General features: G+C 70.0%; 16 protein-coding genes. 5 read left to right on the top strand and 11 right to left on the bottom strand.

What is annotated here, in order from left to right; translation table 11 throughout:
- Positions 1-8: 8 nt before the first annotated feature.
- Positions 9-1304, bottom strand: a complete 1296-nt coding sequence (locus ACLQ2O_RS02220; RefSeq protein WP_425826589.1) for an XRE family transcriptional regulator — start codon at positions 1302-1304, stop codon at positions 9-11.
- 230 nt (positions 1305-1534) lie between these two features.
- Between ACLQ2O_RS02220 and ACLQ2O_RS02215 the strand changes: the two genes are divergently transcribed.
- Together ACLQ2O_RS02215 and ACLQ2O_RS02210 are read left to right on the top strand one after the other, a co-directional pair.
- On the top strand, positions 1535-1711 hold the full coding sequence (locus ACLQ2O_RS02215; RefSeq protein ID WP_184800962.1) for a hypothetical protein: 177 nt from the start codon (positions 1535-1537) through the stop codon (positions 1709-1711).
- Positions 1712-2072: 361 nt separating this feature from the next.
- On the top strand, positions 2073-2390 hold the full coding sequence (locus ACLQ2O_RS02210) for a hypothetical protein (RefSeq protein WP_425826587.1): 318 nt from the start codon (positions 2073-2075) through the stop codon (positions 2388-2390).
- A 27-nt stretch (positions 2391-2417) separates the two neighbouring features.
- On the opposite strand, the gene ACLQ2O_RS02205 is transcribed toward ACLQ2O_RS02210, so the two are convergent.
- Complete coding sequence (locus tag ACLQ2O_RS02205; RefSeq protein WP_425826585.1) at positions 2418-3440, bottom strand: GNAT family N-acetyltransferase; 1023 nt, start codon at positions 3438-3440, stop codon at positions 2418-2420.
- A 41-nt stretch (positions 3441-3481) separates the two neighbouring features.
- On the opposite strand from ACLQ2O_RS02205, the gene ACLQ2O_RS02200 reads away from it, so the two are divergent.
- Both ACLQ2O_RS02200 and ACLQ2O_RS02195 read left to right on the top strand, forming a co-directional pair.
- Complete coding sequence (locus tag ACLQ2O_RS02200; protein ID WP_425826583.1) at positions 3482-4357, top strand: proline dehydrogenase family protein; 876 nt, start codon at positions 3482-3484, stop codon at positions 4355-4357.
- A 4-nt stretch (positions 4358-4361) separates the two neighbouring features.
- On the top strand, positions 4362-4970 hold the full coding sequence (locus ACLQ2O_RS02195; protein ID WP_425826581.1) for a hypothetical protein: 609 nt from the start codon (positions 4362-4364) through the stop codon (positions 4968-4970).
- Here ACLQ2O_RS02195 and ACLQ2O_RS02190 read toward each other — a convergent pair.
- Positions 4933-6384 carry an MDR family MFS transporter gene (locus ACLQ2O_RS02190; RefSeq protein WP_425826579.1) on the bottom strand — a complete coding sequence of 484 codons (1452 nt, stop codon included), beginning with the start codon at positions 6382-6384 and terminating at the stop codon, positions 4933-4935. The two genes, ACLQ2O_RS02195 and ACLQ2O_RS02190, sit on opposite strands and share 38 nt — an antisense overlap.
- A gap of 83 nt (positions 6385-6467) precedes the next feature.
- On the opposite strand from ACLQ2O_RS02190, the gene ACLQ2O_RS02185 reads away from it, so the two are divergent.
- Positions 6468-8696 carry an NACHT domain-containing protein gene (locus tag ACLQ2O_RS02185; protein WP_425826577.1) on the top strand — a complete coding sequence of 743 codons (2229 nt, stop codon included), beginning with the start codon at positions 6468-6470 and terminating at the stop codon, positions 8694-8696.
- Between the two features lie 4 nt (positions 8697-8700).
- On the opposite strand, the gene ACLQ2O_RS02180 is transcribed toward ACLQ2O_RS02185, so the two are convergent.
- The 8 genes from ACLQ2O_RS02180 to ACLQ2O_RS02145 are packed head-to-tail and all read right to left on the bottom strand — an operon-like array spanning position 8701 to position 18933.
- The gene (locus tag ACLQ2O_RS02180) at positions 8701-9201 is read right to left on the bottom strand and encodes a hypothetical protein (protein WP_425826575.1); all 501 of its coding nucleotides are present in this window, start codon (positions 9199-9201) and stop codon (positions 8701-8703) included.
- Positions 9202-9243: 42 nt separating this feature from the next.
- A complete protein-coding gene (locus ACLQ2O_RS02175) occupies positions 9244-9846 on the bottom strand; it encodes a TetR family transcriptional regulator (RefSeq protein WP_425826573.1) in 603 nt (200 codons plus the stop codon).
- Positions 9839-11404, bottom strand: a complete 1566-nt coding sequence (locus ACLQ2O_RS02170; protein WP_425826571.1) for an AMP-binding protein — start codon at positions 11402-11404, stop codon at positions 9839-9841. The genes ACLQ2O_RS02175 and ACLQ2O_RS02170 overlap by 8 nt, the downstream gene beginning before the upstream one ends.
- A 45-nt stretch (positions 11405-11449) precedes the next feature.
- Positions 11450-12607: an acyl-CoA dehydrogenase family protein gene (locus tag ACLQ2O_RS02165; protein ID WP_425826569.1), complete on the bottom strand. Its 1158-nt coding sequence runs from the start codon at positions 12605-12607 to the stop codon at positions 11450-11452.
- Positions 12604-14550, bottom strand: coding sequence for a biotin carboxylase N-terminal domain-containing protein (locus ACLQ2O_RS02160; RefSeq protein ID WP_425826567.1), 1947 nt, complete (start codon positions 14548-14550; stop codon positions 12604-12606). The genes ACLQ2O_RS02165 and ACLQ2O_RS02160 overlap by 4 nt, the downstream gene beginning before the upstream one ends.
- A complete protein-coding gene (locus ACLQ2O_RS02155; protein WP_425826565.1) occupies positions 14550-16103 on the bottom strand; it encodes an acyl-CoA carboxylase subunit beta in 1554 nt (517 codons plus the stop codon). The genes ACLQ2O_RS02160 and ACLQ2O_RS02155 overlap by 1 nt, the downstream gene beginning before the upstream one ends.
- Positions 16100-17215: an acyl-CoA dehydrogenase family protein gene (locus tag ACLQ2O_RS02150; protein ID WP_425826563.1), complete on the bottom strand. Its 1116-nt coding sequence runs from the start codon at positions 17213-17215 to the stop codon at positions 16100-16102. The genes ACLQ2O_RS02155 and ACLQ2O_RS02150 overlap by 4 nt, the downstream gene beginning before the upstream one ends.
- Positions 17212-18933: an acyclic terpene utilization AtuA family protein gene (locus tag ACLQ2O_RS02145; RefSeq protein WP_425826561.1), complete on the bottom strand. Its 1722-nt coding sequence runs from the start codon at positions 18931-18933 to the stop codon at positions 17212-17214. The genes ACLQ2O_RS02150 and ACLQ2O_RS02145 overlap by 4 nt, the downstream gene beginning before the upstream one ends.
- Positions 18934-18941 lie beyond the last annotated feature (8 nt).

Genomic DNA, 18941 nt, shown 5'->3' with positions numbered 1-18941 from the left:
CCCGCCTGCTACCGCGGGAAGCTCTGGATCGGCGTACGGGTGAACATCTCGATCTCCTCCTGCAGCTCCCGGGCGTCGTCGGCGCGACCGGACTGCCGCAGTGCCTGGTGGACCCGGCGGGCCGAGTGCACCACGCCGTTGATCCGGCGCTCGGCCGGCAGTCCGAGGACCGGGGCGAGCGCGTCCGCGGCGCCGTCCAGCTCGCCGCTGGCGATCCGGGTGATCGCCATCGCGGCGTGGCTGCCAGCCGCGTCGCCGAAGGCCCACTCGGGGTGCGACTGGTCGGTGTAGGCGTCGACGGCCTGGTTGGAGTACCGCTCGGCGGTCTCCATCTCACCCGGCAGCCAGGCCAGCGCGTCGGCGGCGTAGTAGAGCTGGCGGTTGCGCCCGAAGGTGCACAGGCCGCCCATCTCGTCGAGCTCGTCGTTGCGGACCGAGGCCCAGGCGTTCTCCGCCCGCTCCAGGGCGGCGCGGGTGGCGTCGGGGTTGCCGAGCGCGGCCCAGGCGCGGGCCTCGCTGACCGGGAGCCAGACGCTGGTGGTGCTGTTGGCCTGCTCGGCGTACCCGGCGCCGAGCTGCGCGTACCGGACCGAGTCGTGCGGGTTGCCGGCCCAGTACGAGACGAGGGACTGCAGACCGCGCACCCAGGCGCGCAGGCCGTGGTGGTCGGCGTTGTCGGCGCACAGGAACGCCGTCCGGGCCTGGGTCAGCGCGGCGTGCGGGTTGCCCAGGTCGTGGGACGCTTTGGCCAGCAGACCGCCGGTCACGCCACCGAGGAAGTACAGCTGCCGTAGGTGTTCCGGACGCTGCCGGCTCTCCAGCAACGCGAAGACCAGGTCCTGGGTCTCGACCAGCTGGCCGAGGATCTCCGGCAGCGGACGCTGCGGGTAGGCCTTCGCGACGTGTCTCACGTCGTCGTACACCTGTTCCATGGCCTCGCTCCCGAGACCGGTCTGGGCCGCGAGGGCGAAAGCCCGCGCACGGCTGGCAGCCATGTCGAGTACCTCCATCTCATTCCCTGTCGTGATCCGTCCACTCGCGGCAGGTGCCGGCACCACCTGGGCTGCCTGCTCGGGGACGTACGGGGCGAGGAGCTCCTCGACCGGCTTGCCGAACATGCGTTGCAGGGTGCGCCGGGTCTGTGGAGTGGTCCCTGCACGCTCGCCCGATGCGAGGCGCCGCAGGTGCCGCTCGGTGATGGTTCCACCCAGCTCGACGAACTCGGCGACGATCTCGGAGTAGGTCTGGTTCCGGCGCTGGATCAAGTGCGCCAGGACCGTTCTTGGCGCATACCTACTCGCCATCGTTCCTCCCGTTCACGTCAGTTCAGACGTTGTCTCGACTGATGCCCCACGACAAGGTGCAGTCACCCAGATGTCCGCGAGAGGTCCTGAAGAGGTCCGGCAAAGGTCCGCCGCAGGTCCTAGAGCGGTCACGCTCGGGTTGTGCACCATTACTGCCATGACAACCAGTAAGTCCAACTGGTTGCAAGGCCTGAGAGTTACGGGGTGAGCGAGTAGTGACAGTCGCGGAGATGACGTCGAGGCAGCACCGCCGCCGGGTGCGGGTCTGGTTCGGCGAGCACGTGATCGCGCAGTACGTCGCCGAGGCACCGCTGGCAGCGCGCTACGAGCAGGCGATGCGGAGGCGTTTTGCCGGCCTCCGGGTCACCAACGACCTCCTCGGGCCCCAGGACGGTACGGACATCTGAGACCTGCTCGGGTCCTCCTCAGACCCGAGCGGCTGCGCCTGGAGACTCCTCACGTCCAGGAGCAGTGCACGGAAAGGTCCGGGACACTCCTCAGTCCCCGGACACCAACCAGGTGCGGTCCGGAGCACTCCTCAGCTCCGGACCGCGCCGCCCACCAGCCCGGCTGGGCAGGCGGTTGAGTCCCTGTGTCGCCGCCGCCCAGCCGTTCCAACCACTCCTGACCGACACCTCGGGTCAGGAGCTGGGGTCAGTGTTCCCCGCCGGAGATCGGGCGGATTTGTCAGAGATGACCTCCGGCGCGGGACACAGACGGCTCGCGAACCTCACCGCGAGCCGTCCCCCGGACGACCCGCTCCGCTGTGTGACCGCCGCGCCTGGGCGGTCACACAGCGGAGCTGCTTCGTACGGCGTCAGCCCCATCCGGCTGTTCGTGCGTACGGCGTCAGTCCCGTTGCGGTGTCAGCCCCGTTCCGGTGATGTCGGCCCGCTCGGGTTCTGGCCGCTCAGGTTGGCCGCCATCCGCCGCAGCACGCCGACCGCCACGGCGTACTCGTCTGCGTCGATCCCGGCCGTCACCTGCCGCCCCGCCAACTCCTTCGCCGCCGCGATGGAGACCGGGTCGGCCGACGAGCGGCGGACGTTCGCGGACCTTCTGACTCGCTTGGTGCCCGCCCTCTGACCCGGTAAACCCGCAGGTCAGAGCGATTCAGGTCCGTTTCTGGTCCGCCCGGGTCGTCACGTGGACCGCGAACGGCGCCTCCGGCTGGACACCCTCCAAGCCTTCAACCAGACCTTCCGCGGTGATCTCGCCGGCGTACTCCATCCCCAGCCGTTCCATCACCGCCCGCGACGCGCGGTTGTGCCGCTCGGTGAAGGCGATCACCGTCTGAGCGCTTAACGTCCCGAACGCGAGCTCCAGCCCCGCCGCCCCGATCTCCGTCGCATACCCGCGCCCACGCGCCGACTCCACCAACGCCCACCCCAACTCGAGCCGATCAGCGGCCCACTCCGGTCCGACCAGTGCAGCAATCTGATCGGTGACAGCACCGGCCCTCATCCGCGACAACCCACCCCGCCCGACCAGCTCCCCGCCGACCCGCTCGTACGCCATCCACTTGTGCACCCCGTCCCGCTCCCACCCAGCCCGTACGGCGCCCGCCCGCTCAACCGCAGCCTCGGCCGACAACCGCTCGGCGTACCACCGAGCCACCCACGGATCCGCATGCAACCGCTCCAGGTCCGGCGCATGTCCGCCCAGGACCTCCGCCGGCCCGCCGATCGGCACCAGCCGCAGCCGCGACGTCATCCGCATCCGTACGGCGTGCGCCACGATCTCCAGCAACCGCCGATCCCCGTCGGTCCGCCCGGCCATCAACAGCTCGACGCCGTCCGCCCCCACCCAGGCGCTCGCGTCATGCTTGCCCGATTCCAGCAAAGGCGCCGACAGATCCCCGTCAACCGTCACCAGGTAGTCGAGCTCCCGCCGTACCCGCCCCTCGTACGTCCACTCCCAGTCGGTGACCACCGCGAGCACCTCGCGCACGGTCCACCCGGTCTCCTCCAGGACCTCCCGCGCGAGCGCCTCCTCCGGTGTCTCGCCGGCCTCGACGTGCCCGCCGACGATGTCCCAGATCCCCGGCAGCAACCGCCGCGAAGCGGTCCGCCGATGCACGTAGACCCGCTGCTCGGCGTCCCGGATCAAAGCCCCAACACAGTCGACCTCGCGCATCCACCCAACCTATGACCCCGCAGCGCAGGCAAACTCAGCGGATGCGCGCGGACCGAGCGATCCTCTTCAAGCTGGCGACCAACGAACGACTCGAGCAGCTGGTGAAGTCGCTCCCCGGCGGCGAGGAGAACGCCTACCGCGCAGCCTCCCGCTACGTCGCCGGTCGCACCCGCGACGAAGCCCTGGACAGGACGTCCCGCCTGCTCGAGCAGGGCCACGGTGTCAGCGTCGACCTGTTCGGCGAACTCTCCACCAGTACGACGGACGCCCGCCGCGTCGCCAACGACTACCTCGAGCTCGCCAAGCTCCTCCCCGAAGCGCCGGCCGACGTGTGGCTGTCCGTCGACCTCTCCCACTTCGCTCTCGATGTCGACCCCCAAGGCGCCGCCGACCTCCTCGCCGAGCTCGCCGCGGCCCTCCCGCCCGGCCGCCGGATCCAGGTCGGCGCGGAGGACGTCGCGCGGACCGACCGGGTCCTCGCCTGCGTCCAGGACGTAGCCGCCCGCGGCCTCGCCGACCGCCTCGGCGCAACCCTGCAGGCCAACCTCGTCAGGTCGCCGTCCGACGCGGACGCCCTGATCGCGGCCGGCGTCCACATCCGCCTGGTCAAGGGCGCGTACGTCGAACCACGCGGCGCCCACCCGTACGGCGAGGCCACCGACATCGCGTACCTGCACCTCGCCGACAAGCTGGCGAGGCAGGGCGCGGCCTGGTCGCTGGCCACCCACGACGCCCGCCTGCGCGAGGCCGTCCTACTCAGCACGGACCAGGTCAGCGTCGAGCAGCTCCTCGGCGTACGGCCCGAAGACCTCGACGACCTGCGGACCCGCTCGATCCCCACCCGGGTCTACGTCCCGTACGGCCCCGACTGGTTCCGCTACTGGCTCCGCCGCGTCGCCGAGTCCCGCGGCGCCTGATCGGATGTCCACAGCCATCAAGCCGGCGCGGCCCCCGGTCAGGGCCAACATCCGGCGCGCGGCGATCACGGCGATCGTCGTCGCGCTCGCCTGCGGCCTCGCTGGCGGAGTCGTCGGTGAGGAGGTCGTGTCAGCGATCGGCGGCGCGACCGACCATGAGGAGCTCGCCCTCCGCGCTCTCGGCTGGTGCTGGAGCGGACTCCCGTTCACGCTGACGATCGTCGCGACCTTCCTCCGCGCCCGCCTCGCACCCCGCGTCAAGCCGTACGTCGCGATGCTCCTCGCGGCATGGGCCGCCAGCGGCACGCTCTTCATCCCCGCCCGAGGCAGTACGCCGGAAGGCCGCTTCGGCGCGGCCTACCCCGACGCCAGGTTCCTCAGCTACGCCTGGGCCGCGGGCTTCCTGTCGATCTTCGCCCTGTTGGTCGTCGGCAGCGCCGCCATCCTGATCGTGAGCAAGGCCAAGCCGCAGATGGGCAAGCCCCAGAAGGGCAGGCTGATCGGCTGGGTCTTCAACCTCCTGGCCGCGCTGTTCGTCACAGCGGCCTGGTCGTTGCCCTGGTCGGCCCACTGCCCTAACCCCGGGGATGTTCCTCGACCCGGTTCGGCATGAAGGCCACCGCGACCACCAGCAGCACAGCAGCGGCCGCCGCGCCGTAGTACACGTCGTGGATCGCCGGAGCCAGTACGTCGCCCGACAGGTGCTCCAGGTCCTCGTGCGCGGCCCCGACCTTCGACGCGACGACGCCGTTCGCGACCGCACCGAAGACCGCGACGCCGACGGCGCTGCCGACCGACCGCGCGAACATGTTGGCGCCGGTCACCACGCCACGGCTCTTCCAGTCCACCGAGGACTGCGCCGCGACGACCCCGGGCGACGCCGAGAAGCCGAGCCCGAGTCCGATCACGAAGTAGGCCAGCGCCAGGTAGAGCACCGAGCTGTCCGAGGACACCGTGAGCAGCAGCCCCGACCCGATCACGACGATCACCGACCCGAGCAGCATCGTCGTACGGAAGCCGACCCGCAGATAGATCCGCCCGGCCAACGACGCCGCGACCGGCCACCCGAGCGTCATCGCGGCCAGCGCGAACCCGGCGACCAACGCGCTCGTCCCCAGCACCCCCTGCGCGTACAGCGGCACGTAGGTCGACAGACCGACCATCAGTACGCCGATCAGCAGCGCCGACGAGTTCGCCGAGTTCAGCACCCGGTGCCCGAGCACCCACAGCGGCAGCACCGGTTCCGGCGCCTTCCGCTCGACCAGCACGAACGCGGTCAGCAGCACCACCGACACCGCCAGGATCGCGATGCTCGCGACCGAGTCCCATGCCCACATCACGCCGCCCTCGAGCAGCCCGAGCAGCAGCAGCGACCCGCCGACCGCGAGCAGGATCGTCCCCCAGTAGTCGATCTGCGGCTTGGTCGTGCCCCGGACGACGTTCTCCTTGAACTTCCGCACCAGCACCCAGGCCGCGGCCAGGCCGAGCGGGATGTTCACGAAGAAGATCCAGCGCCAGGAGATGTAGTCCGCGAAGACGCCGCCGAGCGCCGGGCCGACGAACGACGAGATGCCCCAGACGCTGGCGAGGTAGCCCTGCACGCGGGCTCGCTCGGCGACCGAGTAGATGTCGCCGATGATCGTCATGCCGATCGGCTGGATCGCGCCGGCGCCGAGGCCCTGGATCAGCCGGAACGCGATCAGCGCGGGCATGCTCCAGGCGAACCCGCACAGGATCGAGCCGAGCACGAACAGCCCGACGCCGAGCAGCATGATCGGCTTGCGCCCGCGCAGGTCGGCGAGCTTGCCGTAGATCGGGACCGAGATCGCCTGCGCCAAAAGGTAGATCGAGAAGAGCCAAGGGAACTGCGTAAATCCGCCGAGGTCGTCCACGACAGCCGGTACGGCGGTCGCCAGGATGGTCGCGTCGATCGCGACCAGGCCGACGCTGAGCATCACGGACAGGAGGATCGGTCCGCGTTCGGACCGCAGTCCAACAGCGGCGCGGTCGGTCTGCTCGGTAGTCATATCGGAGAACAATCTAACTGAACGCACAACAATTCCCTGCGGGATCCAGCTGCCGATACTCTCCGTGGGTGAGGATGCGCGGCGTGCTGAGGGTCGTCCTCGTCGTGCTCACCCTGTCCCTCACGCTGGTCCTGCTGCCGATCGCGATCAACGTCGGCACCGGTGGCACCGCACCCGCCTTCCTCGCGCCGTACGTCGGCTGGACCTGGCCCGCGATCGGCGTGCTCTGGCTGATCGCGATCGTGACCGGCGTCTGGGAGCTGCGCAGCCGCCGGACCGGCACGCTCTCGATCCGGTCCGCGGACCAGCCGCGCAACCGCCCGAACGCCCTGGCCCGCGTCGACCGCTACCTGTCCGAGCGGGTCGCGGGCTCTCTCGCGCAGTACACCCGCCTCGCGCTCGACCTCGACGAGAGCCCGGACGCCGTCGTCCGCCCGTACGACCTGCTGGTCCAGCCGCTGCACGGGACCGAGCCGGAGATCCGCGAGAACGCCGACATCGCGAAGGCCTTCGACGACCTGCAGGACTCGGTCCTCATCCTCGGCGCTCCAGGCGCCGGCAAGACCACGCTGCTGCTCGACCTGGCCCGCACTCTCGCCGCCAAGGCTCACCAGGACGTCGACCAGCCGATCCCTGTGCTGGTCGACCTCTCCGGCTGGACGGGCCCGATCACCACTCGGCGGGAGGACGATGATCCCGGCGACAGCCCGCTGCTGGCCGGCTTCGTCCGCTGGTTGCTCCGCGACCTCAACAGCCGCTACCAGATCCCTGCCGCCGTCGGCCGGGTCTGGCTGCGCAGGGGCCGGCTGGCTCTGCTCCTGGACGGCGTGGACGAGATAGCCCTCCAGCACCGGGTCAAGCTCGCCCCCGCGCTCGAGGAGCTCCAGCAGCGGTACCTGGTCGGTCAGCTCGCTGTCACCTGCCGCATCGCGGACTACGCCCGCCTGCCCCAGCCCCTCAAGCTGTACGGCGCAGTGCGTATCCGCCCGCTGACCCGCCGCCAGGTGCTCGACTACTTCACCTCCGTCGGCGCGGAGTTGGCCGGCGCCCGGGCCGCGATGGAGCAGGACGACGACCTCTGGGACCTGATCACCTCACCGTTGATGCTGAACGTGATGGCGCTCGCCTACCAGGGCCGCGACGCCGAGGAGGTCGCCGCAGGCGCAGTGGCCGACCACCGCCGCGCCCTGTTCGACACCTTCCTCTCCGAGGTGCTGTCCCGCGCCCGCCCGGCCAGCCGCCAGTACGACTCGCGTACGGCGCTCCGCTCGCTCTGGTGCCTGGCGTGGTGGACCCGCACCCGAGCCGGCGACCGCACCGCGGTCCCGCGCTGGCTCACGCCCAACGGCTGGTACGGCCTGTCGCTCCCCTCCGTCGGCTACCTGGTCCACCGGGTCTGCCTGCCCGCCCTCTTCGCCGGCCTTGTCGGTGGAGCAGCACTCGCCATCACGGCCCTGTACGGCGTACTGGCGGGCGTAGCCGTCGGAGCGACCAGCCTGCTGCTCGTCCACATCCGTCCCCGCCCGTGGCAGCCAGTCCGCAAGAGCCCAGGCCAGCCCAGCGTCCTGGTTGCAGCTGCCATGACCGCCATCGGCGCGGTAGCCGGCTTCGCGTCGTCCCTGGCAGGCGCCTCGATCTTCGCCGCGCTCCCCAGGTGGCTGGCTCTGCTCCTGCTCGCAACAGCCGTCGCCGCGTCGTACGGGTTCGAGCTGATCGTCTCCGACGGTCCACGCCGCCGCCTGCTGCTCCTCACCAGACTGGCAGTCGTCACCGTCGGCACGACCCTGGCGCTCAGCCAGCTCGATCACCAGGCCGCCTTCCTGGCCTCAGCCGCCGTCGGGCTGATCGTTGCCCAAGGCATCCGACTGGTCAAGGCCCTCCCGATGGACCACCAGGTCCGCCAGTACGACGACGTCCGCGACCTGATGGACCTCTGGGTCGTCGCCGGCCTGACCGCGGCAGTCGCCGTAGCCCTGGTCCTGGGCGTCGACCCCGCCCGGACAGAGCTGGAAGCCATCCTCGGTGCGGTCACCGGCGTCGTCGCCGCCAAAGCCTGGCGCCGCAGACCACCCCTCTTCGCCGGCCCCCTGTCCCGCCTGATGCACGGCCTCCTGCTCCGCTGGACCGGCTACCTCCCCTGGCGCCGCCGAGCCTTCCTCCAGTACGCCGCCGACCGCTACGTCCTGACGAGAACAGGCCGCGGCGAGTACGCCTTCATCCACCTGCTCGTCCGCGACCACCTGGCCGAGTGCGAGCCCGACCTCCTCGCCGAGAAGGTCGACCAACGCCTCACCGGCCGCTCAGCCCGCTGAGGACTCAGCTGCTCGGCTGCTGGGTTTTCAGGCCGTGCTGGGTGCGAAGTTTGGTGAGCCAGGCCGCGAAGGCGGCGAGGTCTTCGACGTTGGTCTGGGGGATGTGGAGCTTGGTGCCGCGCGTGGTGGTGATGGTCAGGTAGGGGGCGGCGAGGCCGGCGGCTGGGACGAGGGTGGTGCCCTCGAACTCGGACCACGGGATCTGCCGCCACCAGGCGAACCGGACGCCCGTGGCGTTGACGGTCACGCGCGGGTGGCCGAGGAGGATCAGGATGCTGAGCGCGACACAGGCGGCGAGGAGCACGGCGAGGGCCGCTACCCGAATCGTGAACGAGGTGCCGCGGGTGTCGAGGTCCCGGACGATCGAGACGATCGGGAGCCCGGCCAGCACCAGCGCGATGACCAGCCCGCCGAAGGCCAGCGCGCGCCGGACCGCGAAGACCACGCGGCCGGAACGGTGCAACTCGCCGTCCCAGGCGTCGATGTCCTGATTCCCCATCACCATGTGTCGATCCCCTCCAGGCGCAACTTTACTTGCCGCCGACGCTCAGTTCGCCAGGGCCTGGTCCAGGATCTTCGACCACTGCCGCACGATGCCGCGGCGTCGCTTGCCGTCGTCGGTCAGGAGGTCGGCGAGCCCGAGCCCGCGTGCCATGTCCAGCACGCCCTGCACCGTTTCCCGCACCCCCGGTGTCTTCTCGCTCACCTCGAGGACCTCCAGCAGCGCCCGGTGTGCCTGTCGCCCGACGTGGGCCTCCAGCCGGACGATCTGCCGACGCAGCGGCTCCTCCGTCGATGCCGCGACCCAGAGATGCAGCGCCGCCCGGAACAGCGGTCCTGTGTAGACGTCGGCCAGCATCGACACGATCGCCTCAGTGCGGCCGGCGCCGACCGGCAGGGCCGCGGCCTGGGAGCGGATCTCGGCCAGCCGCACCTCGGTCATGTACTCGACGGCCGCGGAGAACAGATCAGCCCGCGTCGGGAAGTGGTGCTGGGCCGCACCCCGCGACACCCCGGCGCGCGCCGCGACGACGGCCACCGTCGTCGCGGCGTACCCGACCTGGGCCAGCGACTCGACCGACGCCTCCAGCAGTTTCTGCCGAGTCGCCCGGCTGCGGTCCTGCTGCGGTGCTCGCAGCGGGTCAGCCACCCGTGGCCTCCCGCGCTCTCAGCTCCCGGCGCAGGATCTTGCCCGACGCCGCCTTCGGCACCGCCTCGATGAACTCCACCTGCCGCACCTTCTTGTACGGCGCCACCCGCTCCGCGACGTAGTCCATCACGTCCTGCTCGGTCAGCCCGCTTCCCGGCATCGGGACCACGAACGCCTTCGGCACCTCGTTGCCGTCGGCCTGCACCCCGATCACCGCGGCGTCGGCGATCCGGTCGTCGGTCAGCAGGATCGCCTCCAGCTCGGCCGGCGGCACCTGGTACCCGTGGTACTTGATCAGCTCCTTGACCCGGTCGACGACGTACAGGTAACCGCGCTCGTCGACCCGCCCGATGTCGCCGGTGTGCAGCCAGCCGTCCGGGTCGATCGTCGCGTCGGTCTCGGCCTGCCGCCCGAGGTACCCCTTCATCACCTGCGGCCCGCGGATCCAGATCTCCGCGGTCTCCTCGTCACCCACATCGTTGCCATCAGCACCGACCAGGCGCATCTCGGTGGACGGGAACAGCTTGCCCACGGCACCGGCCGGCGGATCGACGGCGTCCTGCGGTACGGCGTGCGTGCCCGGCGACAGCTCGGTCATCCCGTACGCCTGCAGTACGGCGTGCAGCCCCAGCCGCTTCGCGCACGCCTCGGCCAGCTCGCTGTCGAGCGGAGCCGCGGCGGACGTCACGTACTTCAGCGCGGACAGGTCGACCCCGTCGACGGCCGGGTGCTTGGCCAGCGCGAGCACGATCGGCGGCGCCACGAACGCGCGGGTGATCCTCTGCTGGTCCAGCGTGGTGAGGAACTGGTCCAGGTCGAACTTCGGCAGCACCACCACGGTCGCACCGGCCCGCAGTGGCAGGTTCATCAGCACGCTCAGCCCGTAGATGTGGAAGAACGGCAGGATCGCGATGATCCGCTCGTCCTCACCCATCGTGAAGGTCGCCTGGGCCTGCGCGATGTTCGTCGCGATGTTGCGGTGGGTCAGCATCACGCCCTTGGCGGCGCCCGTCGTACCGCTGGAGTAGGGCAGGACGGCGACGTCCTCGGCCGGGTCGATGGACACCACCGGCTCGGGACCGGTCGAGGCGACCAGCTCCATCACCGAGCGGTATCCCTCGGCCTGGTCGCAGACGAAGATCTCGCGGACGTCGGTGCCCTCGACGGCGGCCGTCGCCGGCGGGAGGAAGAGCGAGATCGTCACCAGCAACTTCGCCTTCGAGTCGACCAGCTGCTTGTGCAGCTCGTCGGCGTTGTAGAGCGCGTTGACCGTGGTCACCGTGGCTCCGGCCCGCGTCGCGCCGTAGAAGACGACCGGGTAGAGGATCGTGTTCGGGCTGTGCAGCGCGATCACGTCACCCTTGACGATGCCGAGCTCGGCGAACCCGGCCGCGACCCGGCGGGTCATCGCGTCCAGCTGGGCGTAGCTGATCTCCTGGCCGCTGACCCCGTCCACGAGGGCCGGCCGGTCGCCGTACTCCTGGGCGCGGCCGAGAACGGCGTCGTGGATCGGGACGTCGAGCACTTCCACCGGCGGGAACTCGCTGTTGATCACCATGGCTGGCGGTCCTTTCCGAAGCTGTGGAGCACGACTGTGGCGGACTCAGTACGACTTGGGTAGGCCCAACGAATGCTGCGCGACGAAGTTCAGGATCATCTCCCGGCTGACCGGCGCGATCCGGGTCGCGCGGGCCGCGGCGACCAGCGACGCGACGCCGTACTCGACCGTCATGCCGTTGCCGCCGAGCGACTGGACCGCCTGGTCGGTCGAGCGGACGCAGGCTTCGCCGGCGGCGTACTTGGCCATGTTCGCGGCCTCGCCGGCGGCCAGGTCCTCGCCCGCGTCGTACAGGGCGGCGGCCTTCTGCATCATCAGGCGGGCCAGTTCCAGCTCGATCTTGACCTGGGCCAGCGGGTGCGAGATCCCTTGGTGGGCACCGATCGGCGTCTTCCAGACCTGCCGGTCCTTGACGTAGGCAACGGCCTTGCCGAGCGCGTGCCGGCCGATGCCGACCGCGAACGCCGAGGCCATGATCCGCTCGGGGTTGAGTCCGGCGAACAGCTGCAGCAGCGCCGCGTCCTCCGAGCCGACCAGCGCCTCGGCAGGCAGCGCCACATCGTCCAAGAACAAGGAGAACTGCTTGTCCGGACTGATCAGGTCCATCTCGATCTGCCGGAACTCGACCCCCGGCGCGTCGACCGGCACGATGAACAACGCGGGCTTCAGTCGACCGGTCCTCGCGTCCTCGGTCCGGCCGACGACGAGCACGGCCTGCGCGACGTCGAGGCCGGAGATGTAGACCTTGCGGCCCGTGAGCGACCAGCCGTCGTCCGTACGCCGGGCGGTGGTGGTGATGTTGTGCGAGTTCGACCCGGCGTCCGGTTCGGTGATCGCGAACGCCATCGTGACCGAGCCGTCCGCGAGCCCCGGCAGCCAGCGCTGCTTCTGCCCGTCGGTCCCGAACCGGCTGATCACCGTGCCGCAGATCGCGGGGGAGACGACCATCATCAGCAGTGGGCACCCGGCCGCGCCGAGCTCCTCCAGCACGATCGACAGGTCGGCCATCCCGCCGCCGCCTCCGCCGTACTGCTCGGGCAGGTTCACGCCGAGGTATCCGAGCTTGCCGGCCTCCTGCCACAGCTCGGTGGTCTGCCCGCCGGTCCGCGCCCGCTCGGTGAACCAGGCGTAGCCGTACTTGTGCCCGAGCTCGCTCACCGCCGCCCGCAACGCCCGGCGTTCCTCGGTCTCGACGAAACTCATGCGTCCTCCCCACCTCGTACGACGGCCAGAACGGCCCCGACCTCGACCTGCTCACCTTTCGCGACGTTCAGCTCGACCACCACGCCGTCGGCGGGCGCGGAGATGGTGTGCTCCATCTTCATCGCCTCCAGCCAGAGCAGCGCCTGCCCTTGCTGCACCTCGTCGCCCACTTCCACCGCGACCCGGATCACGGACCCCGGCATCGGCGCAACGAGCGATCCGGCCGCCAGCTGGTCCGCCGGATCCGCGAACCGCTCCACCGGGACCAGCTGCACCGGTCCGACACACACCAAGCCCGGGTAAGCCGCGACCTCGAACCGCCGCCGGACACCGCCGACCTCCAGCACCACCAGCTCGCCGGACGCCTCGACCAACTTGACGTCCCCATCGGTCACCAGCCCGTCCCGCGTCAACCGGTACGACACCTCGTACGTCGAATCGCCCACCGCGTACGACTTCCGCTGCGGCTGCGACGCCAGGTTCCGCCACCCACTCGGCAGCCGCCCCTGCACCTTCGCTCGTGCGCGATTGCGAGCCGCATCAGCCAGTGCCGCAGCCAACGCCGACAACTCCACTTCCTGCTTCTCCGCACCCACGCCGTACTTGTCGAAGAACCCCGTATCGGTGTCCCCAGCAACAAACGCGGGATGCCGCAGCACCCACACCAGCAGATCCCGGTTGGTCGCCACCCCATGAATCTCAGCCCGCTCCAGCGCCCCAGCCAGCCGACGAGCCGCCACCTCCCGAGTAGGCGCCCAAACAATCACCTTGGCCAGCATGGAGTCGTAGTACGGCGAAATCTCACTTCCGCTGGTGACCCCGGAATCGACCCGCACCCAAGGAGCTCCACCGCGTAAGCCACCAGCAGTGAACTCACTTCCAGCTACAGCAAACCGATGAAGCAGTCCCGTCTGCGGCTGCCAGTCCTGCGCTGGGTCCTCGGCGTACAACCGCATCTCGATGGAGTGCCCCACCGGTTCCGGCGGCTCAGCCGGCAACCTCTCACCCGCTGCGATCGAGAACTGCAAAGCCACCAGATCCAACCCAGTGACCGATTCCGTGACCGGGTGCTCGACCTGCAGTCGCGTGTTCATCTCCAGGAAGTAGAACTTCCCGCTCTCGTCGGCCAGGAACTCGACCGTTCCCGCCCCGACGTACCCGATCGCCTCGGCAGCCTTCCGTGCCGCCTCGAACAACGCCGAACGCATCCCCGGAACCCGTTCCACCAACGGCGACGGCGACTCCTCCACAACCTTCTGGTGCCGCCGCTGGATCGAGCACTCCCGCTCGCCAACAACCCACACCGTGCCCAAGGAATCCGCCAGCACCTGTACCTCGATGTGCCGCCCGGACGCCAGATAGGGCTCGCAGAAGACCGTGCCATCCCCGAAAGCCGACAGCGCCTCGGCCTCCGCGGACGCGATCTCCGAGCGCAGCTCCGCCAGGGACTCGACTACCCGCATACCCCGCCCGCCGCCACCTGCCGAGGCTTTCACCAGAACGGGCAGCTCCGCATCGGTGACATCACCAGCCGCGAGCTGCCGCAGGACCGGCACCCCCGCCGCAGCCATCAGCTTCTTCGCCTCGATCTTCGACCCCATCGCGGCGATCGCCGCGACCGGCGGCCCGATCCACGTCAGCCCGGCGTCGAGCACCGCGGCCGCGAACGCGGCGTTCTCCGACAGGAACCCGTACCCCGGGTGCACGGCATCCGCCCCCGCGGCCCGCGCCGCCGCGATCAGCAACTCACCCTGCAGATAGGTATCGACCGCAGCATTCCCCGGAAGATGAACCGCCGCATCCGCCTCCCCGACGTACGGCGCCAAAGCGTCGGCGGTGGAATGCACCGCCACAGTCCCCAACCCCAGAGCCCGCGCGGTCGCGAACACCCGCCGAGCGATCTCCCCACGATTCGCCACCAGGACCGAGCTGATCATCGTCATCACATCCTGAACACGCCGAAGGAGGACGTGCCCTCCACCGGCGCCGAGTGAATGGCGGACAGGCACAAGCCGAGCACGGTCCGGGTGTCGCGCGGATCGATCACGCCGTCGTCGTACAGGCGTCCGGACAGGAACATCGGCAGCGACTCCGCCTCGATCTGCCCTTCCACGTAAGCGCGCATCGCGGCGTCGCCGTCCTCGTCGTACGGCTGCCCCTTCGCCGCGGAAGCGGCCCGCGCGACGATCGACAGCACCCCGGCGAGCTGCTGCGGCCCCATCACCGCGGACTTCGCCGACGGCCAGGCGAAGAGGAAGCGTGGGTCGAAGGCCCGCCCACACATCCCGTAGTGCCCGGCCCCGTACGACGCCCCCATCAGCACCGAGAGGTGCGGTACGGCCGAGTTGGAGACCGCGTTGATCATCTGCGCGCCGTGCTTGATGATCCCGCCCTGCTCGTACTCCTGACCGACCATGTACCCGGTCGTGTTGTGCAGGAAGATCAGCGGTGTCGACGACTTGTTGGCCAGCTGGATGAACTGCGCCGCCTTCTGCGACTCCTCCGAGAACAGCACCCCGCGCGCGTTCGCCAGGATCCCGACCGGGTACCCGTGCACCGAGGCCCACCCGGTCGCCAGCGACGACCCGTACAGCGGCTTGAACTCGTCGAACACCGACCCGTCCACCACCCGCGCGATCACCTCGCGCGGATCGAACGGGATCTTCAGGTCACCCGGCACGATCCCGAGCAGCTCGTCGGCGTCGTCCAAGGGCTCCTCGTACGACGGCGCAGGCGCGGGCCCGAGCTTCTTCCAGTTCAGCCGCGACACGATCTGCCGCCCGAGCCGGATCGCGTCGGGCTCGTCCACGGCGAAGTAGTCCGCCAGTCCCGAGACCCGCGCGTGCATCGCGGCGCCACCGAGCGACTCGTCGTCGGCGTCCTCACCGGTCGCCATCTTCACCAGCGGCGGCCCGGCCAGGAAGACCTTCGCGCCGCCGTCGACCATCACCACGTAGTCGCTCATGCCCGGGATGTACGCGCCGCCCGCGGTCGAGTTCCCGAAGACGAGTGCGATCGTCGGGATCCCTTCGGCCGACAGCCGGGTCAGGTTGCGGAACATCGCGCCGCCCGGGATGAAGATCTCCTTCTGGGTCGGCAGGTCCGCGCCGCCGGACTCGACCAGGCTGATCACCGGCAGCCGGTTCGCCCGCGCGATCTCGTCGGCCCGCAGAGCTTTCCGCAGCGTCCACGGGTTGCTCGCGCCGCCCTTGACGGTCGGGTCGTTGGCGGTGATCAGGCACTCGACGCCTTCGACCACGCCGATCCCGGTCACCAGGCTTGCGCCGACGGTGAAGTCCGATCCCCAGCCGGCCAACGGCGACAGCTCCAGGAACGCCGAGTCCGGGTCGATCAGCAGCTCGATCCGCTCGCGCGCGAGCAGCTTGCCGCGCTGGTGGTGGCGTGCGACGTACTTCTCGCCGCCGCCGGCCAACGCCTTGGCGTGCTCGACGTCGAGAGCGGCGAGCTTCTCCAGCATCGCCTCGCGGTTGCTCATGCGGTGAACCCCAGTCTCTTCGCGGCCAGGCCGGTCATGATCTCGGTCGTGCCGCCGCCGATGGCCAGGATCTTCTGGTCCCGGTACTGGCGTTCGACCTCGGACTCGCGCAGGTAGCCGAGCCCGCCGTGCAGCTGCAGCGCCTGGTCGCAGACCCACTGCCCGGCCTCGACGGCCGTGTTCTTCGCGAAGCAGACCTCGGCGATCACGTCCTCGCCACGCGACGCCCGCTCAGCCACCTGATGGACGTACACCCGCGCGACATCGACCCGCCGGGCCATCTCGGTCAGCGTGAACTGCACCGTCTGCCGCGAGATCAGCGGCCGGTCGAACGTCTTCCGCGCGCGGCACCACTCGACGGTCAGGTCGAGCGCTCGCTGCGCGCCGGCGTACGCCTGGACGGCGAGCGTCAGCCGCTCCGCCACGAAGTTCTGCGCCAGCTGCACGAACCCGCTGCCTTCGAGACCCACCAGGTTCTCGACCGGCACTCGTACGTCGGTGAACGACAACTCGGCCGTGTCGGAGCACAGCCACCCCATCTTCTCCAGCTTGCGGGACACCTCGAAGCTCCCGCGCTCGATCACCAGCAACGAGATCCCGTGCGCACCCGGGCCGCCGGTCCGCACGGCCGTCGTGACGAAGTCCGCCCGGGCTCCGCTGGTGATGTAGGTCTTCGCGCCGTTCACGACGTAGTGATCGCCGTCGCGCCGAGCCGTCGTCCGCAACGACGCGACGTCCGAGCCGCCGTCGGGCTCGGTGATCGCCAGCGACCCGATCAGCTCCCCGGCGAGCGTCGGCCGTACCCACCGGTCGATCTGCCTTTGATTGCCTGCAGCAACAATATGTGGCACCGCGATCCCGCAGGTCAGCAGCGAAGCGACCAGCCCGCCGGATCCACCGCTGTAATGCATCTCCTCCACCACAGCGATCGCGTCACTCAGCGAACCGCCACCGCCGCCGACCGCCTCCGGAAAGGCGACCCCGAGAAGCCCGAGCTCCCCGGCCTTCTTGTGCAGCTCCCGCGGCAACTCACCCGCGCGCTCCCAGGAATCCAGGTCAGGCAGCACTTCCGCCGCCATGAACCGTCGTACGGACTCCCGGAAGTCGTTCACAGCAGGACCTCCGGTACGTCGACGTACCGCGACCGCAGCCACTCGCCGACCGCCTTCGCCTGCGGATCGAACCGCGCCTGCGACGCCACACCCTCACCCAGCAGCCCTTCGACCACGAAGTTCAAGGCCCACAGGTTCGGCAGCACGTACCGCGTCACCCGCAGGTCCTCGGTCTCCGGCAGCAACTCCTTGAACAGCCCGATCGTCAGCGTGTGCGCCAGCCAGCGCCAGGCCGTCTCGTTCCGCACCCACACCCCGATGTTCGCGTCGCCACCCTTGTCGCCGCTCCGCGCGCCGACCACCCGTCCGAGCGGCACCTCCCGCGTCAACGACCGCGCAGGCCGACCCGCCGCGACCAGCTGCGGCAGCGGGATCGGCAGCTCCGCATCCTCCGCCGGCTCCAGCACCTGAGTCTCGGCAGCAGTGGCGATCACCCGCCGCGATCCGTCCGGCAGCACCACCACGTGCTCGACCTCGCCAACCTCGACGAACCCCGCCGTGAACACCCCGTACGGCGAACCGTCCTCCGGCGGCCGCGTCACGTGGAAGCCCGGGTAGCTCGCCAGCGCCAGCTCGACCGCCGCACTGGAGAACGCGCGCCCGACCACCTTCGGATCCGGGTCCTTCACCACGCACTTGAGCAGCACACTCGCCAGCTCCTCGGTCTCGGCGTTCGGCTGCTCGGTCCACGTCAGCGACCACTTCAGCTCGGCCGGCTTACGGGTCAGCCCCTGTTCGAGCTGCCGTTGGACCAGCTCGGACTTCGCGTCCAGCTCCAGCCCGGTCAGCACGAAGTCGACCTCGTTCCGGAATCCGCCGAGGCTGTTCAGCGACACCTTGTACGTCGGGGGCGGCGGCTCGCCCCGCACCCCGCTGATCCGGATCCGGTCGGGTCCGTCGTCGCTCAGCTCGATCGAGTCGAGCCGCGTCGTCACGTCCGGTCCGGCGTACCGGGCACCGCTGATCTCGTAGAGCAGCTGGGCCTTGACCGTGTCGATCGTGACCGCGCCGCCGGTGCCGTCGTGCTTGGTGATCACGCTCGATCCGTCGGCGTGGATCTCCGCGATCGGGAACCCGGGCCGGTCGAGGTTGCGCAGCTCGTGGAAGAACGCGTAGTTGCCGCCGGTCGCCTGGCAGCCGCACTCGATCACGTGCCCGGCGACGACGGCGCCCGCGAGCGCGTCGTACTGGTCGGGGCGCCAGCCGTGGTGCGCGGCGGCCGGTCCGACGATCACCGAGGCGTCGGTGACCCGGCCGGTGACGACGACATCCGCGCCTTCACGCAGAGCCTCGGCGATGCCCCAGGCGCCCAGGTAGGCATTGGCCGTCAGCGGCGTCCCGAACCCCAAATCGCCGGCCCGCGCCAGCAGGTCGTCGCCCTCGACAGAGGCGACCTTCGCCTGAAGGCCCAGCTTGTCGACAAGCCCTTCGATCGCCTCGGCCAGTCCAGCAGGGTTCAGCCCACCCGCGTTGCTGACCACCTTCACTCCGCGGTCGAGCGCCTCCCCGAGCCCTGCCTCGAGCTGCTTGAGGAAGGTCCGCGCGTACCCGAGCGACGGATCCTTCAGCCGGTCCCGCCCGAGGATCAGCATCGTCAGCTCGGCGAGGTAGTCACCGGTGACGTAGTCGAGCGGCCCTCCGGTCACCATCTCGTGGAACGCGCTGAACCGGTCGCCGTAGAACCCCGACGCGTTGCCGATCCGGACCGGTTCTGTCATCGTCACCC

Source organism: Kribbella sp. DT2 (assembly GCF_049844575.1).
In the GTDB taxonomy this organism is placed as follows: domain Bacteria; phylum Actinomycetota; class Actinomycetes; order Propionibacteriales; family Kribbellaceae; genus Kribbella.
This window is presented reverse-complemented; position numbering and strand designations above follow the sequence as displayed.

Excerpts from the sequence above, each read along its gene's own strand:
- ACLQ2O_RS02160 (WP_425826567.1), bottom strand. The coding sequence starts at position 14,550 with ATGACGATGATCAGCTCGGTCCTGGTGGCGAATCGTGGGGAGATCGCT.
- ACLQ2O_RS02155 (WP_425826565.1), bottom strand. The coding sequence starts at position 16,103 with ATGAGCAACCGCGAGGCGATGCTGGAGAAGCTCGCCGCTCTCGACGTC.
- ACLQ2O_RS02205 (WP_425826585.1), bottom strand. The coding sequence starts at position 3,440 with ATGCGCGAGGTCGACTGTGTTGGGGCTTTGATCCGGGACGCCGAGCAG.
- ACLQ2O_RS02220 (WP_425826589.1), bottom strand. The coding sequence starts at position 1,304 with ATGGCGAGTAGGTATGCGCCAAGAACGGTCCTGGCGCACTTGATCCAG.
- ACLQ2O_RS02195 (WP_425826581.1), top strand. The coding sequence starts at position 4,362 with ATGTCCACAGCCATCAAGCCGGCGCGGCCCCCGGTCAGGGCCAACATC.
- ACLQ2O_RS02165 (WP_425826569.1), bottom strand. The coding sequence starts at position 12,607 with ATGAGTTTCGTCGAGACCGAGGAACGCCGGGCGTTGCGGGCGGCGGTG.
- ACLQ2O_RS02215 (WP_184800962.1), top strand. The coding sequence starts at position 1,535 with ATGACGTCGAGGCAGCACCGCCGCCGGGTGCGGGTCTGGTTCGGCGAG.
- ACLQ2O_RS02190 (WP_425826579.1), bottom strand. The coding sequence starts at position 6,384 with ATGACTACCGAGCAGACCGACCGCGCCGCTGTTGGACTGCGGTCCGAA.
- ACLQ2O_RS02180 (WP_425826575.1), bottom strand. The coding sequence starts at position 9,201 with ATGGTGATGGGGAATCAGGACATCGACGCCTGGGACGGCGAGTTGCAC.
- ACLQ2O_RS02200 (WP_425826583.1), top strand. The coding sequence starts at position 3,482 with ATGCGCGCGGACCGAGCGATCCTCTTCAAGCTGGCGACCAACGAACGA.
- ACLQ2O_RS02145 (WP_425826561.1), bottom strand. The coding sequence starts at position 18,933 with ATGACAGAACCGGTCCGGATCGGCAACGCGTCGGGGTTCTACGGCGAC.
- ACLQ2O_RS02170 (WP_425826571.1), bottom strand. The coding sequence starts at position 11,404 with ATGGTGATCAACAGCGAGTTCCCGCCGGTGGAAGTGCTCGACGTCCCG.